The organism is Pseudomonas sp. WMBT8, assembly GCF_050916005.1.
Taxonomy (GTDB): Bacteria; Pseudomonadota; Gammaproteobacteria; order Pseudomonadales; family Pseudomonadaceae; genus Aquipseudomonas.
On record NZ_CP188096.1, the window covers coordinates 5,481,290 to 5,501,054 of the forward strand.

Here is a 19,765-nt window from a genome sequence, read left to right on the forward strand (position 1 = left end):
GCGATGGCGCTCTATATAGGTGTGATGTCCGGGACCAGCCTCGACGGCCTGGACATTGCACTGATCGAGCAAAACACGGCGGTCAAGCTGATCGCCACGCATTACATCCCCATGCCTGAATCCCTGCGTGCGGAGCTGCTGGGCCTTTGTGCCAGCGGCCCGGACGAGATTGCACGCTCGGCGATTGCCCAGCAAAACTGGGTCACCCTCGCCGCCCAGGGCATTCATGCCCTGCTTGAGCAACAGCAACTCACGCCCGCCGACATCCGGGCGATTGGCAGTCATGGGCAGACTATTCGCCACGAACCTGCCCGCGGCTTTACCGTGCAGATTGGCAACCCCGCTTTACTGACCGAGCTGACTGGAATAACCGTCGTCAGCGACTTCCGTAGTCGCGATGTGGCCGCCGGTGGCCAGGGTGCGCCACTGGTGCCTGCCTTTCACGAAGCGCTGTTCGGCCAGACCAGCGGCAACCGGGCAGTGCTGAATGTCGGCGGTTTCAGCAATCTGAGCCTGATCGAGACCGGCAAACCAGTAGCTGGCTTTGACTGCGGCCCGGGCAACGTCCTGCTGGACGCCTGGATTCACCAGCAACGGGGCGACACCTTTGACCGCGACGGCCAGTGGGCTGCGACAGGAAAGATCGAGCCACAGCTGCTCACCGCGTTGCTCAGCGACCCTTTCTTCCTGACCCAGGGCCCGAAAAGCACTGGGCGCGAAGTCTTCAACCTGTCTTGGCTGGAGCACCACCTCGGTCGACTGCCATCATTCAATGCACAGGATGTCCAGGCCACGCTGCTGGAGCTGACGGCGCAGACTATCGTCGAGTCGTTGAAAACCGCACAGCCGCACACCGAGACCCTGCTGGTATGTGGCGGCGGCGCCCACAACACGACGCTGATGAAGCGCCTCGCCGCCATGCTACCGGCCACCCGCGTGAGCAGCACCGCCACCCACGGCGTAGACCCTGACTGGGTGGAAGCCATGGCCTTCGCCTGGCTGGCCCATTGCTGCCTTGAAGGCATCGCCGCCAACCGCCCAAGCGTGACGGGTGCACGCGGCCTTCGCGTACTTGGCGCGATCTACCCCGCCTGACACGCACATAGCAAAACGCCGCTATCGATCAGATCGAGAACGACGAACCGCAACCACACGTCGTGGTGGCATTCGGGTTCTTGATCACAAAGCGCGAGCCTTCCAAACCTTCCTGGTAATCCACCTCGGCGCCTGCCAAGTACTGGAAGCTCATCGGATCCACGACCAGGCTTACGCCCTCGCGCTCGACGATGGTGTCGTCATCGGCCACATCTTCATCGAAGGTAAAGCCGTACTGAAACCCTGAACAACCGCCGCCCGTAACGAATACGCGCAGCTTCAAGCGATCATTACCCTCTTCATCGACCAGGCTCTTCACCTTGTGCGCAGCACCGTGGGTGAATTGCAAAGCCGTGGGGGTGAAGGATTCAACGCTCATGCTGATAATCTCCCGGCGTAGCGCCGCCATATGCGTGATGGCGGCCATTATCCGCTTCTCCTAGAAAAGCGGTCAACTATTGTTACGGTATATCAATCTGCCCGGCGCCCCTTAAAAACACGAAAGGCCCGATCAACGGGCCTTTTGCACAGCAGCCAAAGCCTTAAGGCAGCATGCCGGCGTGGGACAAGCCAAGCTTCTCATCCAGGCCGAACAAGATGTTCAAGTTCTGTACAGCCTGGCCCGACGCGCCCTTGACCAAGTTATCGATTACCGACAACACCACTACCAGGTCGCCATCCTGCGGCCGATGCACGGCAATCCGGCACACGTTGGCACCGCGCACGCTGCGGGTTTCCGGGTGGCTACCGGCAGGCATTACATCGACGAACGGCTCATTGGCATAACGCTTTTCAAACAATGCCTGCAGATCCACCGAGCGATCCACGACCGTTGCATACAGTGTCGAGTGAATCCCACGGATCATCGGGGTCAAGTGCGGCACGAACGTCAGGCCGACGTCACTGCCAGCCGCAAGGCGCAAGCCCTGGCGAATTTCCGGCAGGTGACGATGCCCTTTCACGGCATACGCCTTCATACTTTCCGAGGTCTCGGAGTACAAGGAGCCTACGGCCGCACCACGACCGGCACCGCTGACCCCCGACTTGCAGTCGGCAATCAGGCGCGAGGCATCCGCCAGGCCAGCTTCCAGCAGCGGTAGGAAACCCAGCTGCGTAGCCGTCGGATAGCAACCCGGCACGGCGATCAGACGCGCCTGCTTGATCTGCTCACGATTAACCTCTGGCAAACCATACACCGCCTCTTCAAGCAGCTCTGGAGCACCATGGGGCTGGCCGTACCACTTGGCCCACTCATCGGCATCCTGCAAACGGAAGTCCGCCGAGAGGTCAATGACCTTGGTCCCGGCGGCCAGCAGCTCGCCGGCCAACGCATGGGCAACACCGTGGGGGGTCGCGAAAAACACCACATCGCAGGCGCCCAGGGTCTTGATATCCGGAACGCTGAACGCCAGGCCGTCGTAATGACCGCGCAGGTTGGGATACATATCGGCAACGGCCAGGCCGGCCTCGGATCGGGAGGTGATGACCACCACCTCAGCTTGCGGATGCTGAGCCAACAGACGCAGCAATTCGACACCGGTGTAACCCGTGCCGCCGACGATACCGACCTTGACCATAAACCTGCCCTCAACGAACCCACTGGAAAGCCGTCGATAATAGGGGCCGTATCGTTCTGCGACAACCGTCAACGTGACGTGCGCGCACTCTAACCTCTACTATCTCCAGTTACCGTGAACCTGGGAATAACTAAAAATGCTTTATCTATGGCTCAAAGCCTTTCATATCGTCAGCATTGTCTGCTGGTTTGCCGGGCTGTTTTACCTTCCGCGCCTGTTCGTCTACCACGCACAAAGCCAGGATGCCGTCAGCCAGGAGCGCTTCTGCATCATGGAGCGCAAGCTGTACAAGGGCATCATGCTGCCGGCGATGATCGCCACGCTGGTATTCGGCATCTGGTTGATCAGCCTTAACCCGAGTGTCTTCAGCCAAGGTGGCTGGATGCACGCCAAACTGACCTTGGTGGTGATCCTGATCGGCTACCACCATATGTGTGGCGCCCAGGTAAAACGTTTTGCCCGTGGCGAAAACACCCGCAGCCATGTCTTTTATCGCTGGTTCAATGAAGTGCCAGTTCTGATATTGCTGGCTATTGTAATTTTGGTCGTCGTAAAGCCGTTCTAACTCTAATCAGCCGCACTTAACCTGGGGTACTTCCAATGTCGCTGCCCGCTTTGCTAGAACAACGCCTGCGCCTGCCCGTAGTGGCTGCGCCGATGTTCCTGATTTCCAATCCGCAACTGGTCCTGGCGTGCTGCCGCAATGGCGTGGTCGGGAGTTTCCCGGCACTCAACCAGCGCGAAAGCAGCGGGTTCAAGGCCTGGCTGGAAGAAATCGAGGCGGGCCTGGCACTGCTGGAAAACCCCGCGCCCTACGCGGTCAACTTGATCGTGCACAACAGCAACCCGCGCCTTGAGGCTGACCTGGCGATCTGCGTCGAGCACAAGGTGCCGATCGTTATCACCAGCCTGGGTGCGGTCAAGGAATTGGTAGACGCCGTACACAGCTACGGCGGCCTGGTGTTCCACGACGTCACTACCCGGCGCCATGCGGAAAAAGCCGCAGAAGCCGGCGTCGACGGACTGATCGCCGTGGCGGCGGGGGCTGGCGGCCATGCCGGCACCTGGAGCCCGTTCTCGCTGATCGCCGAGATCCGCCAGTTCTTCGACAAGACCCTTCTGCTGGCCGGCTGCCTGAACCATGGGCACGAGATCCTAGCCGCACAATTGCTCGGGGCTGACCTCGCGTATTTCGGCACGCGCTTTATCGGCACCACTGAAAGCCACGCCCCCGATGCCTATAAAGAGATGCTGCTCACATCGCGCGCAGCCGATATCGTGCACACTCCGGCGGTGTCGGGCGTGCCCGCAAGCTTTATGCGCCAAAGCCTGGAAAACGCCGGTTTCGACCTTGCCGCCCTGCAAGGCAAGGGCGAAGTGAACTTTGGCTCCAAGCTCAAGCCACTCAGCGACGAGGCAAAGGCCTGGAAGACTGTATGGTCCGCCGGCCAAGGCGTCGGAGAGATTGACGATTTGCCCAGCGTCGATGAACTGGTTGCCCGCCTCGATGCCGAATACCGCAAGGCACGCGAGCAAGCGGCACAATTGCGCTGGCCGCGCTGACTCACCCGCCAGGCCTGCCCATTGAAGCAGGCCTGCATTACCCCTGAAAAGTGACAAGGATGCCCGCATGAGCGACAACCGTTTCAAGATTGTGTTTGATGGAGCCCTGCTCCCGGGTGTCGAAAGCACCACCGCCAAGCTGAACCTGGCCGAATTATTCAAAAGCGACGTCGAAGCGATTGAAAAACTCTTCACCGGGCGCCCGGTGGCCTTGAAGCGCGACCTTTCTCACGCCGATGCCGACACCTATCTGGCAGCCCTGAAAAACGCCGGCGTCGATGCGCGCATCGAAGCCGAACAACCCGTGGCCTTCAGCCTGGCTGAAACCCATGAGACCGACTCCGCGACCGCCGATTTTTCGCGTCCAGCCGCCTCACCATACGCACCGCCGCGCGCAGTTGTAGGGGAAAACCTTCCAGAGTTTTCCACCCTCAAGGTGTTTACCGTCAACGGGCGTATCGGGCGCTTGCGCTTCCTCGCCTGGACCCTGGTGCTGAGCCTGGCCTTGTTCACCGTCGTGGGCGCCCTGTTTACCGTGGGCCTGGGTATTGCCGCGGTATCTCCCACTGGGGCGATCATCATTGGCTCACTGCTCGGTTTCGTCGTGCTCGTGGCATCTGTGTGGATCAGTGTCCAGATCACCGTGCAGCGCCTACATGACCTGGGCTGGTCCGGCTGGTTATGGTTCCTGAACCTTGTACCGATCGTGGGCAGCATTTTCCCGATCCTGCTGATCGTGCTGCCTGGCAATGCGGGTGCCAACCAGTATGGTGCGCCACCGCCACGCAACTCGACCGCGGTGAAGGTCCTGGCCACCCTGTGGCTGGCGCTGCTCCCATTGATATTCGCCGCTACGGTGATGCTGGCCATGAGCGGTTACCTGGACCAGCTCGAAAGCAGCGTGGACGGTGGCTATGAAAACAGCTCCATGACCACCGATGAAGACGCTGATCAGAGCGTCATCGTGGGTGAAGAAGATGTGCAAAGTGCTGACGATGCGGCCGAACCTGTAGACTCTACGCAAGAATGAAAAAACGCCCCACGCCTGTGACGCATCTGTCGCAGGCTCGGAGGCGTTGCGATGGAGAAACGCATGACCCGTTACGCTCTGATCACCGGTGCCTCCAGCGGCATCGGCCTGGCCTTGGCTGAAGCACTGGCCCGTCGCGGCCGCAGCTTGATTCTGGTGGCCCGCCAGCGTGATCAGTTGGAAAGTATTGCCATTGAGCTGACCCAACGCTTCGGCGTCGAGGTGTTGTTCCGCGCCTGTGACCTGGGCGAGCCATTGCGCCTGTCTGGGTTCCTGCTGGAGCTGGAAGAAGGTGAGCGGCAGATCGACTTGCTGGTCAACTGCGCCGGTATCGGCACCAGTGGCCCATTCCTCGCCCAGGACTGGATGACCGAGCAGGACCTGATCGAAGTCAACATCCTTGCCCTGACCCGCCTGTGCCACGCGCTGGGTAACTCCATGGCCCTGCACGGCGGTGGGCAGATTCTCAACGTCGCCTCGGTCGCAGCCTTCCAGCCGGGGCCATGGATGAGCACCTACTACGCCAGCAAGGCCTATGTGCTGCATTTCTCCGAAGGCCTGCGCGAAGAGCTGAAGAGCTGCGGCATCAAGGTTTCAGTGCTCTGCCCCGGCCCGACACGCACCGCCTTCTTCGGCACCGCACAGATGGACACCGCCAAGCTGGACCGTCAGCAGCTGATAAGCCCGGAAGAAGTGGCACTGCACACCGTACGTGCCCTGGCAAAGAACAAGGCGATCATTGTTCCCGGTCGCCGTAATCGCTGGCTGGCGTTCAGCCCGCGCTTGAGCCCACGCTGGCTGACCCGCAAGATTGCCGGCGCCATCAACAAGGCCTATTGCCCGCGTTGACCTGCTGGGTACACTCACCCTGCACTTTCATAATGGAGAAACAGCTGTGGATACTCTGTTCACCAAGATCATCAGCAGAGAAATACCCGCGAGGATTATCTACGAGGATGACCAGGTCCTGGCCTTCCACGATATTGCGCCAATGGCCCCCGTGCATTTCCTGGTGATTCCGAAGAAGCCGATCCGCACCCTCAACGACCTGACGGAAGAGGACAAAGGCCTGGCAGGACACATCCTGTTCACCGCCCAGCGCCTGGCCGTGGAGCAAGGCTGCGAAAAAGGCTTTCGCGTGGTAATGAACTGCAATGAAGATGGCGGCCAGACCGTCTATCACATTCATATGCATGTACTGGGTCAACGCCAGATGAACTGGCCACCGGGCTGAAACCCCAATTGTAGGGGCCGGCTTGCCGGCGATGGCGGCCTCAAGAGCCTCATCGCCGGCAAGCCAGCCCTTATAAGAAGCATGACCCAGCGCAAACGCACGCCCCTCTCTTGCGGTAAACTGGCCGCCGAGATTTTTCCCGGAGGTCAGCATGACTACCCAACGTCACTACTCGCCGATTGACCGACTGTTGCTGCAAGCCGACACGGCCATGCGCACGCTGCTGCCCTTCAGCGGCCAGCCGTATCGCCCGTCACCTGCCATCGTGCAACCCGAAGCGCAAATGAGCGAGACGGATACCCGCCACGTCGCAGGCCTGATGCGTATCAACCATACCGGTGAAGTCTGTGCCCAGGCGCTGTACCAGGGTCAGGCATTGACCGCCAAGCTGCCGCAAGTACGCGCAGCCATGGAGCATGCGGCCGAGGAAGAAATCGACCACCTGGCCTGGTGTGAACAACGTATCCGCCAATTGGGCAGCCACCCCAGCGTGCTGAACCCACTGTTTTATGGTTTGTCGTTTGGTATCGGCGCCGCTGCCGGCCTGATCAGCGACAAGGTCAGCCTGGGTTTTGTCGCAGCGACCGAGCACCAGGTCTGCAAGCACCTGGATGAGCATCTGGAACAACTGCCGGCCGAGGACGAAAAGTCCCGGGCGATTCTTGAGCAGATGCGTATCGACGAAGAACATCACGCAGAAAGCGCACTGGATGCCGGCGGTTTCCGCTTCCCGGCACCGGTTAGGTTTGGCATGAGCCTGCTGGCCAAGGTCATGACCAAAAGCACCTACCGGATCTGAGCTGCAAAAAAGGGCGCTTTCAAAGCGCCCTTTCTTTTTTGCCGGTTGATCCAGTGATCAACCCAACTCAACGATCTCGTAATCATGAGTAATGGCCACACCGGCCGCGCCGAGCATAATCGAGGCCGAGCAGTACTTCTGCGCCGACAGCTCGACGGCCCGCTTGACCTGCGCTTCTTTCAGCGCGCGGCCCTTGACCACAAAATGCATATGGATCTTGGTGAACACCTTCGGGTCTTCAGTCGCGCGTTCGGCTTCTAGAAAGGCTTCGCAGCTTTCCACCGCCTGGCGCGACTTCTTCAGGATGCTGACCACATCGAAGTTGCTGCAGCCGCCCACGCCAAGCAGGAGCATTTCCATGGGCCGTACACCCAGGTTGCGACCACCGGCTTCCGGCGGGCCATCCATGACCACCACATGGCCGCTGCCCGATTCACCGAGGAACATGGCTTCGCCCGCCCATTGGATGCGTGCCTTCATCGCCCAGACTCCACTGCTAAAAAAGGGGCGCCAGCTTATCACAGGCCCTCGCGAGCGCAGTGCCCACCCGCAATACGATCAACAGTAGGCCGTGATAGATAAATTCCCTGATCGAGTCAGAATGTGTCTGTTAAGCTGGCGCCAAATCAATGGCGCATTGCCATCCATTGGATGGACCTCGCTCGATAAAAATATAAGTCCAACCACACCGTGCAGTCTTTTCGGGATACAACCATGGTTGCTATTACCCCCATACCCAAGATCAAGAACCTCGATAAGTTGCTGACCCACTGTCAGCGTCGACGCTATCCGGCCAAGCAGAACATCATCTGCGCCGGGGAGCGCTCGGAAACCCTGTTCTTCATTATCAAAGGTTCGGTCACGATCCTGATCGAGGATGAAGACGGCCGCGAGATGATCATCGCCTACCTCAATACCGGGGACTTTTTCGGCGAGCTGGGCCTGTTTGAGCAAGCCGGAAAAGAACAGGAGCGTAGCGCCTGGGTGAGGGCCAAGATCGAGTGTGAGGTCGCGGAAATCAGCTATGCAAAATTTCGCGAGCTGGCCGAACAGGATCCAGACATCCTCTACGCCCTGAGCGGCCAGATTGCCCAGCGCTTGCGCAACACCACCCGCAAAGTCGGCGACCTGGCGTTCTTCGATGTCACCGGGCGTGTCGCCCGCTGCCTGCTGGAGCTGTGCAAGCAGCCAGACGCCATGACTCATCCCGACGGCATGCAGATCAAGGTTACGCGCCAGGAAATCGGGCGCATCGTCGGTTGTTCGCGGGAGATGGTCGGTCGAGTGCTCAAGGATCTGGAGGAACGCAACCTGGTTCACGTCAAAGGCAAGACGATGGTGGTGTTCGGCACTCGCTAGTGCGCAAAGACCTGCGCCAGCATCTGCCGGTACAAACCGTCGAGGCGGCTGATCGCATCCGGCGCCGCAAAAGCTTCATGCAGGGCGATATGGCTGTCAGCGCGCACCCGTTGCTCCAGGCCACACGCCTGATTGAAGCGATTGACCGCAGCAATCAGTTCCTCACGATGGTTATCCAGCAACAGTGCGCCATGCACCAGGCCCACCGGGCGCCCACCACTCTGGCGCCAACGCTGGGCAGTGCCGACCATCTTGCGTCCGTCGAGATTGACGTTATAGCGACCATCGCAAAAGGCACCGTCGATTTCGCCCACGGAGGCATCGCCGCCCAACTCGGTCAGCAAATCGCAGATGGGTTGGCACAGGCGCAAATATCCGGTTTCAATCCGACCCTGGTCGCCCTCACTACGTGGCGGCGCGTAGACCAGTGCAATGTTCACCGTCGCCGCTGACTGCGGCACCGGCTCGCCCCCGGTTTCGCGCAGCAACACCGGCCAGCCGTGGGCCGCCGATACCTGGCTGGCCGCGTCAAATGCGGGCAGGCGGCTCAGACGCCGAGGCATTACCAATGCCTGGTCACTGGGTTGCCAAAACAGCAGGCCGAATGATTGCTCACCCGCGCAGACGGCGGCCAGCAAGTCTTGCTCGGCGGCAAGGCCTGCTTCAACGGTCATCGCTACGGGCTGGATCATCGGGCATCTACCTCTCTGAATAAACACAAAAACAAATGTGGGAGCTGGCTTGCTCCCGATAGCAACGTATCAGTCACCAATGCATTGACTGAAAGTCTGCTATCGCAGGCAAGCCAGCTCCCACACAAGCCAGCTCCTACCGTGACCGCGTTTTGAATCAATCCAGCGTCGAGCCGCTGACCGGCAGACCACGCTCCGGGAAAAACAGGCGCTGCAACTCAGCCCCAGGATTCTCCGCACGCATAAAGGTCTCGCCAACCAGGAACGAGTAGACGTCGCTGATTTCCATCAGCTCCACATCCGCACGATTGACGATACCGCTCTCGGTAATCACCAGGCGGTCGCGGGGAATGCGCGGCAGCAAGTCCAGGGTGGTTTCGAGGCTGACCTCAAAGGTGTGCAGGTTGCGGTTGTTGACCCCCACCAAGCGTGTGTCGAGGGTTTTCAGCGCGCGTTCCAGTTCGTCACCGTCGTGGACCTCGACCAATACATCCAGGCCCACGCCCTTGGCAACTGCCGCCAGTTCGGCCATCTGCACGTCGTCCAGCGCCGAAACAATCAACAGCACGCAATCGGCGCCCAACGCCCGGGCCTCGACGATCTGGTACGGGTCGATCATGAAGTCCTTGCGGATCACCGGCAACTTGCACGCGGCGCGGGCTTGTTGCAGGTAAGCGTCGGAGCCCTGGAAGTAGTCGATATCGGTCAACACCGAAAGGCAGGTCGCCCCGCCTTTCTCATAGCTGGCAGCAATCTCTGCTGGCACGAAGTGCTCGCGGATCACGCCTTTGCTTGGCGAGGCCTTTTTGATCTCGGCGATCACCGCTGGCTGCTTGAGCTTGGCCTGGGTGATCAGGGCATTGGCGAAGCCGCGCGGTGCATCGGCGCTTTTCGCCAGGCCTTCCAGCTCGGCCAGGCTCACGCGGGCGCGGCGCTCGGCGACTTCTTCAGCTTTACGGGCGAGGATGTTTTCCAGGACTGTTGGCACGCTCATCCTTCATTCTCCATTTTGAATACGGCCGTGAATGCTCCCAGCTCTTCGAGCTTTTCGCGAGCCAGACCCGTATGCAGCGCATCGTGGGCCAAGGCGACACCTTCTGTAAGACTATAGGCGTGATCGGCTGCGTAAAGTGCCGCGCCAGCATTCAGAACAATCATCTCTGCCGCTTTCTGACCGTTTTCAGTCTTGCGACGCCCCAGGGCATCGCGAATCAATTCCAGGGAAGCGGCCGGGCTTTCCACCGCCAGGCCGTGCAGGCTCTGGCTCTTCATGCCCAGATCCTCTGGCTCGACCCAATACTCAGTGACCTGATCGTTCTTCAGTTCCGCCACAAAGGTCGGCGCCGCAAGACTGAATTCGTCCAGGCCATCCTTGGAGTGCACCACCAGCACATGCTTGCTACCCAGGCGCTGCAGGACTTCGGCCAATGGCCGGCACAGTGCCTGGCTGAACACGCCCACCACCTGATGTTTCACACCGGCCGGATTCGTAAGCGGGCCAAGCATGTTGAACAGGGTACGCAGGCCAAGGTCCTTGCGCGGTCCGGCGGCGTGTTTCATCGCACCATGGTGGGACTGGGCAAACATAAAGCCGATGCCAACGCTGTCGATGCAGCGCGCCACCTGCACCGGGGTCAGGTTCAGGTAGATACCTGCTGCCTCCAGCAGGTCGGCACTGCCGCTCTTGCCGGATACAGCACGGTTGCCGTGCTTGGCTACGGTGCAACCGGCAGCCGCCACCACGAAGGAGGAGGCCGTCGAGACGTTGAAAATATTCGCACCATCGCCGCCGGTGCCGACCACATCGACCACGCCGTCGAGGGTCTTGAGCTCGACCTTGTCCGCCAACTCGCGCATCACCGAGACGGCGCCGACGATTTCGTCGATGCTCTCGCTCTTCATACGCATGGCCATCATAAAGGCGCCAATCTGCGCATCGGTGCATTGACCGGTCATGATTTCGCGCATCACATCGCTCATTTCAGCGGTGCTCAGGTCCAGATGGCCGACGATACGGCTCAGGGCAGTCTTGATATCCATGGAAAGTCCTTAGCGCGTGCCGCCGCTCTGCTTGAGAAAGTTGGCGAACAGCTCGTAGCCCTGCTCGGTCAGAATCGATTCAGGGTGAAATTGCACCCCTTCGACATTCAGTGTCTTGTGCCGCAGGCCCATGATCTCGTCGACCGAGCCGTCTTCCAACTGGGTCCAGGCCGTCAGCTCCAGGCACTCGGGCAAGGTTTCGCGCTTGACCACCAACGAGTGGTAGCGGGTCACCGTCACCGGCAGGTTCAGGCCCTGGAACACGCCCTGATCATTATGGAACACCGGGCTGGTCTTGCCGTGCATCACCTGGCGGGCGCGCACTACGTCGCCGCCGAACGCCTGGCCGATGGACTGGTGGCCCAGGCAAACCCCGAGGATCGGCAGCTTGCCGGCGAAAAACTGGATGGCTTCCAGGGAGATACCCGCCTCGGTCGGCGTGCACGGGCCAGGGGAAACCACAATGCGCTCAGGGTTCAGGGCAGCAATCTGTGCCACGGTCATTTCATCGTTGCGCACCACCTTGACCTCGGCACCGAGCTCGCCCAGGTATTGCACAACGTTGTAGGTAAAGGAGTCGTAGTTATCAATCATCAGCAACATGTGGGTTCAAACCTCTTGAATTCACTGATTTCGAATGACCGCCTTCCAAGAGAGTGACCCGCTGCCAGACGCACTTTCCGGTTGCCGGGGTCAGCCGGCAAGGGGCGTCGAACAAAGGGTGAAGAAGGCAAATCGGTACAGGTCCGGCCGGGCCGGCAGAGAAAATTCAGGCGCGCCAACGCCAACGGGCGTGTGCCTTGACTACTCGCATCAAGAGTTTGCTGATGATCAACACGGGGAGGGTCTCATTCATACGTTCCCGCACAGTAACGTAGCCTCGCCAGCGGTGCAATATGGAGCAGCAAATACGGGGGGCATGACAAAGGGTTTGTAGGAAAAAAACGATTTTCCTCACAGGCAACTCCCACTACATTGCTAGTGTTTCACTTCCGATACAAAAACAATCACATGGAATTGCGTATGCTCAGACCATCTTTTGTTGCGCCCCTTGCCGCCTGCCTCCTGGCGCTGGCCTGCGCGCAGGCGTTTGCAGCCCCTTCACCTTATTCAACCATGGTCGTTTTCGGCGATAGCCTGGCGGACGCGGGCCAGTTTCCCGATGGTCTGTCCGGTGCCACCCTGCGTTTTACCAACCGTACCGGTCCCACATTCCAGGGCGACTACGGCCTGGTTTCCTCGACCCTGCTGGGCTCCAAACTAGGCGTGGCAGCGAACGACCTGAATGCCTCCACCTCTCCGGTTCGCGCGGCCCAAGGCTTGCCTGATGGCAACAACTGGGCGGTCGGCGGCTACCGTACCGACAACATCCTGGATTCCATCACCTCGCTATCCAACACGGCGATCCCTCCGGGCAATGCGGGCGCCGGCACGGTGTTGCGCAGCCGCCAGGGGTATCTGCCGGCAAACGGCGGACGCGCCGACCCCAACGCCCTGTATTTTCTGTCCGGTGGCGGCAATGACTTCCTGCAACAGCGCGTCCTCAGTCCAGGCCAAGCCGTTGCCGCAGGCGGGCGCCTGGCCGACAGTGCCCAGGCCCTGCAACAAGCCGGCGCGCGCTACATCATGGTGTGGATGCTGCCCGACCTGGGCCTGACACCCGCCATCAACGGCACGCCGCAGCAAGCTGCGACGTCCGCCCTGAGTAATATTTTCAACCAGGCATTGGTACAGCGCCTGTCGCAGATCGATGCCCAGATCATCCCGTTGAATATTCCACTGCTGTTGCAGGAATCCTTCGCCGACCCTGGCCGATTTGGCCTGGCGACCGGGCAGAACCTTACCGGCACCTGCTTCAGTGGCAACAGCTGCACCGCCAACCCGACCTATGGCATCGGCGGCACCAACCCGGACCCGACCAAACTGATCTACAACGACTCGGTCCACCCCACCGTCGCCGGGCAACGCTTGATCGCCGACTATGCCTATTCGCTGCTCGCCGCTCCCTGGGAGCTGACGCTGTTGCCGGAAATGGCCCACGGCACACTGCGCGCCCACCAGGATGAGTTGCGCAACCAATGGCAGGCGGACAACGGCAACTGGCAGGCCGTGGGCCAATGGCGCGCAATTGTCGCCGGTGGTGGCCAGCGCCTGGACTTCGACGGTCAAGGCAGCTCCGCCAGTGGCGACGGCAGTGGCTACAACCTGAATGTCGGCGCCAGCTATCGCCTCGACGACAGTTGGCGCGTAGGCGTGGCGGCCGGGCTGTATCGCCAGACGCTCGAAGCCGGCGCCAGCGACTCGGACTACAAGCTCAACAGCTACATGGGCAGCGCATTCGCGCAGTATCAGCACAACCACTGGTGGGCTGATGCCGCGTTGACCGGCGGCCGGCTGGACTTCGACAGCCTCAAGCGCAAGTTCGCCCTGGGCGTCAGTGAAAGCTCGGAAAAAGGCGACACCGACGGCTGGCTCTGGGCCTTGAGTGGCCGGGTGGGCTACGACATTGCCGGGGTCGGCAGCGATTGGCACCTTTCGCCGTTCATCAGCGCCGACTATGCGCGAGTCGAAGTCGATGGCTACGGGGAAAAAGGCAACCGCTCCACCGCGCTGACCTTTGATGATCAGCAACGCGACTCCAGGCGCCTGGGCGTTGGCCTGCAGGGTAGCTACCGCGTCACTCCGCAAACCCAGGTTTTTGGCGAAGTGGCTCACGAGCATGAGTTCGAGAATGACACCCAAAAGGTGAACATTTCGCTCAACAGCGTGCAGGGGATCGATTTCAAGCTGGACGGCTACACCCCCCGCAGCAACTCCGATCGCCTGAGCCTCGGGGTCAGCCACAAGCTTACCCAGGAGTTGGCACTGCGCGCGGCGTACAACGTGAGGAAGGATGACAGCCTGACCCAGCAAGGGGTCAGTGTGGGGGTGAGCCTGGATTTCTAACGCAGCCTTAAAAACAACATAAAACCCATGTGGGAGCGGCGGTGCGACGATTCGACTTGCCCGCTCCCACACAAGCCCAACCCCACATTTAGATCGGGATCGACCGTCAGTCTTGCGGCGTCTGCTCGGCCAACGCCACCGCACGGAACATCGCTCGGCGCTTGTTCAGGGTTTCTTCCCACTCAAGGGCCGGCACCGAGTCGGCCACGATCCCGCCGCCCGCCTGCACGTGCAGTTCACCGTCCTTGATCACCGCCGTGCGGATCGCAATGGCGGTGTCCATGTTGCCATTCCACGCGAAATAACCCACGGCGCCGCCGTAGACACCACGCTTGACCGGCTCCAGTTCGTCGATGATTTCCATCGCGCGAATTTTCGGTGCGCCAGACAAGGTGCCCGCCGGCAGAATTGCGCGCAGCGCGTCCATTGCCGTCAGGCCGGCCTTCAGCTCGCCGGTGACGTTGGACACAATGTGCATCACGTTGGAATAACGCTCGATCACCATTTTTTCGGTGAGCTTCACCGAGCCGATTTCCGAAACGCGCCCGGTGTCGTTACGCCCAAGATCGATGAGCATCAAGTGCTCGGCGATTTCCTTGTCGTCCGACAGCAGGTCCTCTTCGAGCGCCAGATCGGCCTCTTCGGTCGCGCCACGAGGGCGCGTACCGGCAATCGGGCGCACGGTGATCAGGTTGTCTTCGACGCGCACCAGTACTTCCGGCGAACTGCCCACCACGTGGAAGTCACCAAAGTTGAAGAAGTACATGTACGGCGTCGGGTTGAAGCAACGCAGGGCCCGGTACAAGTCGATGGGCGCCGCCTTGAAGTCGATGGACATACGCTGCGACGGCACCACTTGCATGCAGTCACCGGCGAGGATGTACTCCTTGATGGTATCGACCGCGCGCTCGTAGTCATCCTGGGTAAAGCTGGAACGGAACACCGGATCGGCCGCCGGTGGACGGCTGAGGTCCAGGCCGCGACGCGGGGTGATCGGCTGGCGCAGCTTGTCCAGCAGGGCTTCGAGGCTGGCCTGGCCTTGCTCGAACGCGTCGGCCTGGGCCGGGTCGGCGAGCACGATCGCGTGCATCTTGCCGGCCAGGTTGTCGAACACTACCACCGCGTCGGAAACCATCAGCAAGATGTCCGGTACGCCCAACGGATCGGGGTTCGGGCATTTGCCCAGCCGCTGCTCTACATAGCGCACGCAGTCGTAGCCGAAATACCCCACCAGGCCGCCATTGAAACGCGGCAGGCCAGGGATGGTCGGCACGTTGTAGCGCGCCTTGAAGGCTTCGACGAAGGCCAGCGGGTCTTGCACATCGTGGCTTTCGATCTCGATGCCGTCATGGGTGATGCTGACGTGATGGTCATGCACCCGCAGGACCGTGCGGCACGGCAGGCCGATGATCGAATACCGGCCCCACTTCTCGCCGCCCTGTACCGATTCCAACAGATAGGAATTGGGCTCATCGGCCAGTTTCAGGTAGATCGACAGCGGTGTATCGAAGTCAGCCAGGGTTTCCCGGGCCATGGGGATGCGGTTGTAGCCGGCAGCGGCCAAACGCAGGAATTCTTCGCGGATCATGAGGTGCCTCGTGGCGTGAGGGTCTAACAGTCAGGTATGCAAACGTGCCGCTGCGCGGCCAGGATCAGTCAGGCGCGCCAACGCCAGCGGGCCAGGGCCTTGATGACTTTCATCCAGAGTTTGCGAGTGACCACCACGATGGGATTTCCAGAAGGGGATGGGACAGCGTCGGGCAACGTTATCTCAGCGCCCGCTCCCAAGCAACCGGGGATTAGCCGTCGCAGGTCATCAATGACCAGCGCTGGCGACTCTTCGGCGATCGGCCGGCCATGGTTGTAGCCGTAGCTCAAGGCCACGCACTTGACCCCCGCCGCTTTCGCCGCCAGCACATCACTGCGCGAGTCGCCGACAAACAGCGACTGGGAAGCCGGGATATTGGCCATTTTCATCACAAAGAACAGCGCTGCCGGGTCGGGCTTTTTCTGCGGCAGGGTATCGCCGCCGATGATCCAGCGGAAATACCGGCCGATCTTCATCTGGTCCAGCAACGGCGCGACAAAGCGCTCCGGCTTGTTGGTGATCAGGGCCATTTCCACGCCCTGCTTGTGCAGCCACTTGAGGGTGTCGCGCACGCCGGGGTAAACCACGGTCAGTTCGTGGCCGTCTTCGTAGGCCGCATTGAACAGCTCCAGCGCGTGCTCGGCTTCCACGTCATCGACGCCCTCGGCGTCGATATGGTTGGCCAAGGCACGGCGCACCAGCACCTGCACACCGTTGCCGACCCAGTCGCGCACCGACTCGATACCGACCGGTTTGCGCCCCAGCTTGAGCAACATGTGATCCACCGCAGCCGCCAGGTCCGGCACCGAGTCGACCAGGGTGCCGTCCAGATCGAACATCACCAGCCGCGGCAATTGACCGGGGAACAGCTGCTCAAAACCGCTCATGGACGCGCCAGCGCCAGTTCTGCACGCATTTTGGCGATCACTTCCTGGTAGTCAGGGGTGTTGAAGATCGCCGAGCCGGCGACGAAGGTATCGGCGCCAGCCGCCGCGATGTCACGGATGTTGCTGACGTTGACCCCACCGTCGATCTCCAGGCGGATATCGCGGCCAGAGGCATCGATCAGCGCACGGGCTTCACGCAGTTTGTCGAGGGTGCCGGGGATGAACTTCTGCCCGCCAAACCCTGGGTTGACGCTCATCAGCAAGACCATGTCGACCTTGTCCATCACGTACTTGAGCGTGTCCAGCGGGGTCGCCGGGTTGAACACCAGCCCGGCCTTGCAGCCGCCTTCGCGGATCAGTTGCAGGGAACGGTCGATGTGCAGCGTGGCTTCCGGGTGGAAGGTGATGTAGGTCGCACCGGCTTCGATGAAGTCGCCGATGATGCGGTCCACCGGGCTGACCATCAGGTGCACATCGATGGGCGCGGTCACGCCGTACTTGCGCAGCGCCGCGCATACCATCGGGCCGATGGTCAGGTTCGGCACATAGTGGTTGTCCATGACATCGAAGTGTACGAAGTCGGCACCGGCGGCCAACACGTTGTCCACTTCTTCACCCAGGCGGGCGAAGTCGGCGGAGAGGATCGATGGAGCAATAACGAAGGGCTGCATGACGCACCTTTTCTGAGCTAAATCACGATGGCGCGCATTGTATACCTCATGCTTTGCTGCGCGCACCGTGACCTGACTCAATGGTTAGTAGGCGGCGCGGTAGATTTTCTCGATATCCGCCGCGCTCAGCTTGCGTGGGTTGTTGCGCATCAGGCGCTCGATTCCCGCCGCCTCTACCGCCATGGCCGGGATCGCATCCTCGGGCACGCCAAAGCTGCGCAGGCCGCAAGGGATCTCCACTGCGGCACACAGTCGCGTCATGGCCGCCACGGCCTGGTCCGCCGCATCGTTGACGCTCAAGCCCGTGACGTTCACCCCCATGGCCTGGGCGATATCCTGCATGCGCTCGACACAGGCCAGTTTGTTCCAGTGCATCACGTAAGGCAGCAGCAATGCGTTGCTCACCCCGTGGGCAATATTGAAACGCCCGCCCAACGGGTAGGCCAACGCATGCACCGCGCCCACCCCGGCATTGCCAAAGGCCATGCCGGCCATCAGGCTGGCGGTGGCCATATCGTCACGCGCCTGCAGGTTGGAAGGGTTGGCGTAGGCCTTGGGCAAGGCCTTGGCGATCAACTTGATCGCCCCGATAGCCAGGGCATCGGTGATCGGCGAAGCGTTCAGCGACAGATACGACTCGATGGCATGCACCAGGGCATCCACACCACTGGCCGCCGTGACACTGCGCGGGCAGGTCAGGGTCATTTGCGGGCTGATCAGCGCAACGTCCGGCAGCAGGTAGTCGCTGACGATGCCTTTTTTCAATTGCGCGGCCTTGTCCGAGAGAATCGCCACATTGGTCACCTCCGACCCGGTGCCGGCCGTAGTGGGAATGGCGATCAGCGGCGGGCCCTTGCGCGGCACCTGGTCCACCCCGAACAAATCCGCCAGGGCGCCGTGATACCCGGCATAGGCGGCGACGCTCTTGGCAATATCGATGGCACTGCCGCCGCCCACACCGATCAGGCCGTCATGCCCGCCTTCGCGGTACACCTGCATGCAGTCTTCGACGATGGCGATCTCCGGGTCGGGCAGTACCCGGTCGAAAATCTCAAAGGGGCGATCCCCCAACTGCGCCAACGCCAATTGCACAGTGCCGGACTTGACCAGTGCGGCATCGGTGACGATCAGCGGGTTATCGACATCCAGCCGGGTCAGCTCGGCGGCCAATTGCTCGATGGCACCTGGGCCGGTGAGCAATTTATGGGCGATCTTGAATGAGGAGATACTCATGTGCGCGGCCTCTTATAAAGTTGGGGGCTGGCACAAGAATAGCTGGGGAATATGGGTTGTCTGCCATTCAGCGGCTGAATGGCCAGATCATTCAAAGCGAACCCGGTCAATGTAGGAGCTGGCTTGCCTGCGATGGCCTCGACTCGGTGCATCAGGTGTACCGAGTCGAGGCCATCGCAGGCAAGCCAGCTCCTACAGATGATAGGGTTTCAGCAGTCAGACCTGTGCCGTACGCAGTTTTTCGCTGCGCCCACGCAGCCATTCCAGGGTCAGCAACAGCACCACCGAGAAGGCAATCAGCAGAGTCGCCGCTGCGGCAATGGTCGGGCTGAGGTTTTCGCGGATGCCGCTGAACATCTGCCGAGGCAAGGTGGCCTGCTCGGGCCCGGCGAGGAACAGCGTTACCACCACCTCATCGAACGAGGTGGCAAAGGCAAACAGCGCCCCGGAAATCACCCCCGGCGCAATCAGCGGCAGCGTCACCCGGCGAAACGCGGTCAGCGGCGATGCCCCCAGGCTGGCCGCTGCCCGCACCAGGTTATGGTTGAAGCCCTGCAACGTTGCCGACACGGTGATGATCACAAAGGGCACGCCCAGTACCGCATGCACCACGATCAGTGAAAAGAAGCTGTTGCCCAGCCCCAGCGGAGCGAAGAACAGGTAACTCGCCACGCCGATAATCACCACCGGCACCACCATCGGCGAAATCACCAGGGCCATCACCAGCGCCTTGCCGGGAAAATGCCCACGGGTCAGGCCGATGGCAGCCAATGTACCGAACACCATCGCCAGCACCGTGGCCGCCGGGGCGACGATGATGCTGTTTTTCAGGGCACGCATCCATTCCGCCGAGGCGAAGAAGTCCTGGTACCAGTGCAGCGAAAACCCCTGCAGCGGGTACACCAGGAAACTCCCCGAGTTGAATGACAGCGGGATGATCACCAGCACCGGCAGGATCAGGAACAACAGGATCAGGCCGCAGAGGATCCGCAAGCTGTAGAACCACACCCGCTCGATGGGTGACATATAAGGACTGCTGGACATGTCAGGC

21 protein-coding genes are annotated in these 19,765 nt (G+C 60.9%); 9 read left to right on the forward strand and 12 right to left on the reverse strand.

What is annotated here, in order from left to right; all coding sequences use genetic code 11:
* Positions 1–3: 3 nt before the first annotated feature.
* Positions 4–1,095, forward strand: coding sequence for an anhydro-N-acetylmuramic acid kinase (locus tag ACO77H_RS25050; RefSeq protein ID WP_432754691.1), 1,092 nt, complete (start codon positions 4–6; stop codon positions 1,093–1,095).
* A gap of 28 nt (positions 1,096–1,123) precedes the next feature.
* Here the strand turns inward: ACO77H_RS25050 and erpA are convergent, their stop codons facing one another.
* Both erpA and argC read right to left on the reverse strand, forming a co-directional pair.
* Entirely contained in the window at positions 1,124–1,474 is a 351-nt protein-coding gene (erpA, locus tag ACO77H_RS25055) for an iron-sulfur cluster insertion protein ErpA (protein ID WP_003176443.1), read from the reverse strand.
* 163 nt (positions 1,475–1,637) lie between these two features.
* The gene (gene argC / locus ACO77H_RS25060; protein ID WP_170057659.1) at positions 1,638–2,672 is read right to left on the reverse strand and encodes an N-acetyl-gamma-glutamyl-phosphate reductase; all 1,035 of its coding nucleotides are present in this window, start codon (positions 2,670–2,672) and stop codon (positions 1,638–1,640) included.
* Between the two features lie 136 nt (positions 2,673–2,808).
* Here argC and hemJ point away from each other — a divergent pair, with 136 nt between their 5' ends.
* The 6 genes from hemJ (at position 2,809) to coq7 (ending at position 7,298) form a co-directional block, all read left to right on the forward strand.
* Positions 2,809–3,237, forward strand: coding sequence for a protoporphyrinogen oxidase HemJ (gene hemJ / locus ACO77H_RS25065; protein WP_169953836.1), 429 nt, complete (start codon positions 2,809–2,811; stop codon positions 3,235–3,237).
* Between the two features lie 35 nt (positions 3,238–3,272).
* The gene (locus ACO77H_RS25070) at positions 3,273–4,235 is read left to right on the forward strand and encodes an NAD(P)H-dependent flavin oxidoreductase (RefSeq protein ID WP_169953835.1); all 963 of its coding nucleotides are present in this window, start codon (positions 3,273–3,275) and stop codon (positions 4,233–4,235) included.
* Positions 4,236–4,302: 67 nt separating this feature from the next.
* The gene (locus ACO77H_RS25075; protein ID WP_432754692.1) at positions 4,303–5,265 is read left to right on the forward strand and encodes a DUF805 domain-containing protein; all 963 of its coding nucleotides are present in this window, start codon (positions 4,303–4,305) and stop codon (positions 5,263–5,265) included.
* A 63-nt stretch (positions 5,266–5,328) separates the two neighbouring features.
* Positions 5,329–6,114: an SDR family NAD(P)-dependent oxidoreductase gene (locus ACO77H_RS25080; protein WP_169953833.1), complete on the forward strand. Its 786-nt coding sequence runs from the start codon at positions 5,329–5,331 to the stop codon at positions 6,112–6,114.
* Between the two features lie 46 nt (positions 6,115–6,160).
* Entirely contained in the window at positions 6,161–6,499 is a 339-nt protein-coding gene (locus ACO77H_RS25085) for a histidine triad nucleotide-binding protein (protein ID WP_432754693.1), read from the forward strand.
* A 151-nt stretch (positions 6,500–6,650) separates the two neighbouring features.
* Entirely contained in the window at positions 6,651–7,298 is a 648-nt protein-coding gene (gene coq7, locus ACO77H_RS25090) for a 2-polyprenyl-3-methyl-6-methoxy-1,4-benzoquinone monooxygenase (protein ID WP_169953832.1), read from the forward strand.
* Between the two features lie 57 nt (positions 7,299–7,355).
* Here the strand turns inward: coq7 and ACO77H_RS25095 are convergent, their stop codons facing one another.
* Positions 7,356–7,778 (reverse strand): OsmC family protein, encoded by a 423-nt coding sequence (locus ACO77H_RS25095; RefSeq protein ID WP_169953831.1) that lies wholly within the window; start codon positions 7,776–7,778, stop codon positions 7,356–7,358.
* Between the two features lie 234 nt (positions 7,779–8,012).
* Between ACO77H_RS25095 and crp the strand changes: the two genes are divergently transcribed.
* A complete protein-coding gene (gene crp / locus ACO77H_RS25100; RefSeq protein WP_169953830.1) occupies positions 8,013–8,657 on the forward strand; it encodes a cAMP-activated global transcriptional regulator CRP in 645 nt (214 codons plus the stop codon).
* Here the strand turns inward: crp and ACO77H_RS25105 are convergent.
* From ACO77H_RS25105 to ACO77H_RS25120, 4 genes are all read right to left on the reverse strand, one after another.
* Complete coding sequence (locus ACO77H_RS25105) at positions 8,654–9,349, reverse strand: lipoate--protein ligase family protein (RefSeq protein WP_170042263.1); 696 nt, start codon at positions 9,347–9,349, stop codon at positions 8,654–8,656. The two genes, crp and ACO77H_RS25105, sit on opposite strands and share 4 nt — an antisense overlap.
* A gap of 157 nt (positions 9,350–9,506) precedes the next feature.
* A complete protein-coding gene (trpC, locus tag ACO77H_RS25110) occupies positions 9,507–10,343 on the reverse strand; it encodes an indole-3-glycerol phosphate synthase TrpC (RefSeq protein WP_169953828.1) in 837 nt (278 codons plus the stop codon).
* Positions 10,340–11,389: an anthranilate phosphoribosyltransferase gene (gene trpD / locus ACO77H_RS25115; protein WP_170057655.1), complete on the reverse strand. Its 1,050-nt coding sequence runs from the start codon at positions 11,387–11,389 to the stop codon at positions 10,340–10,342. Before trpD ends, trpC begins: the two co-directional genes overlap by 4 nt.
* A gap of 9 nt (positions 11,390–11,398) precedes the next feature.
* Complete coding sequence (locus tag ACO77H_RS25120; protein WP_038443772.1) at positions 11,399–11,992, reverse strand: aminodeoxychorismate/anthranilate synthase component II; 594 nt, start codon at positions 11,990–11,992, stop codon at positions 11,399–11,401.
* 420 nt (positions 11,993–12,412) lie between these two features.
* Here ACO77H_RS25120 and estP point away from each other — a divergent pair, with 420 nt between their 5' ends.
* The gene (gene estP / locus ACO77H_RS25125) at positions 12,413–14,335 is read left to right on the forward strand and encodes an esterase EstP (protein ID WP_170057654.1); all 1,923 of its coding nucleotides are present in this window, start codon (positions 12,413–12,415) and stop codon (positions 14,333–14,335) included.
* A 106-nt stretch (positions 14,336–14,441) separates the two neighbouring features.
* Here estP and trpE read toward each other — a convergent pair whose 3' ends face one another.
* From trpE to ACO77H_RS25150, 5 genes are all read right to left on the reverse strand, one after another.
* Positions 14,442–15,923 carry an anthranilate synthase component I gene (trpE, locus tag ACO77H_RS25130; protein ID WP_169953826.1) on the reverse strand — a complete coding sequence of 494 codons (1,482 nt, stop codon included), beginning with the start codon at positions 15,921–15,923 and terminating at the stop codon, positions 14,442–14,444.
* Positions 15,924–15,991: 68 nt separating this feature from the next.
* The gene (locus ACO77H_RS25135; protein ID WP_170042261.1) at positions 15,992–16,810 is read right to left on the reverse strand and encodes a phosphoglycolate phosphatase; all 819 of its coding nucleotides are present in this window, start codon (positions 16,808–16,810) and stop codon (positions 15,992–15,994) included.
* Positions 16,807–17,481, reverse strand: a complete 675-nt coding sequence (gene rpe, locus ACO77H_RS25140) for a ribulose-phosphate 3-epimerase (RefSeq protein ID WP_169953824.1) — start codon at positions 17,479–17,481, stop codon at positions 16,807–16,809. Before rpe ends, ACO77H_RS25135 begins: the two co-directional genes overlap by 4 nt.
* Positions 17,482–17,565: 84 nt before the next feature.
* Positions 17,566–18,714: an iron-containing alcohol dehydrogenase gene (locus ACO77H_RS25145; protein WP_432754694.1), complete on the reverse strand. Its 1,149-nt coding sequence runs from the start codon at positions 18,712–18,714 to the stop codon at positions 17,566–17,568.
* 216 nt (positions 18,715–18,930) lie between these two features.
* Complete coding sequence (locus ACO77H_RS25150) at positions 18,931–19,758, reverse strand: ABC transporter permease (protein WP_029296783.1); 828 nt, start codon at positions 19,756–19,758, stop codon at positions 18,931–18,933.
* Between the last annotated feature and the right edge of the window lie 7 nt (positions 19,759–19,765).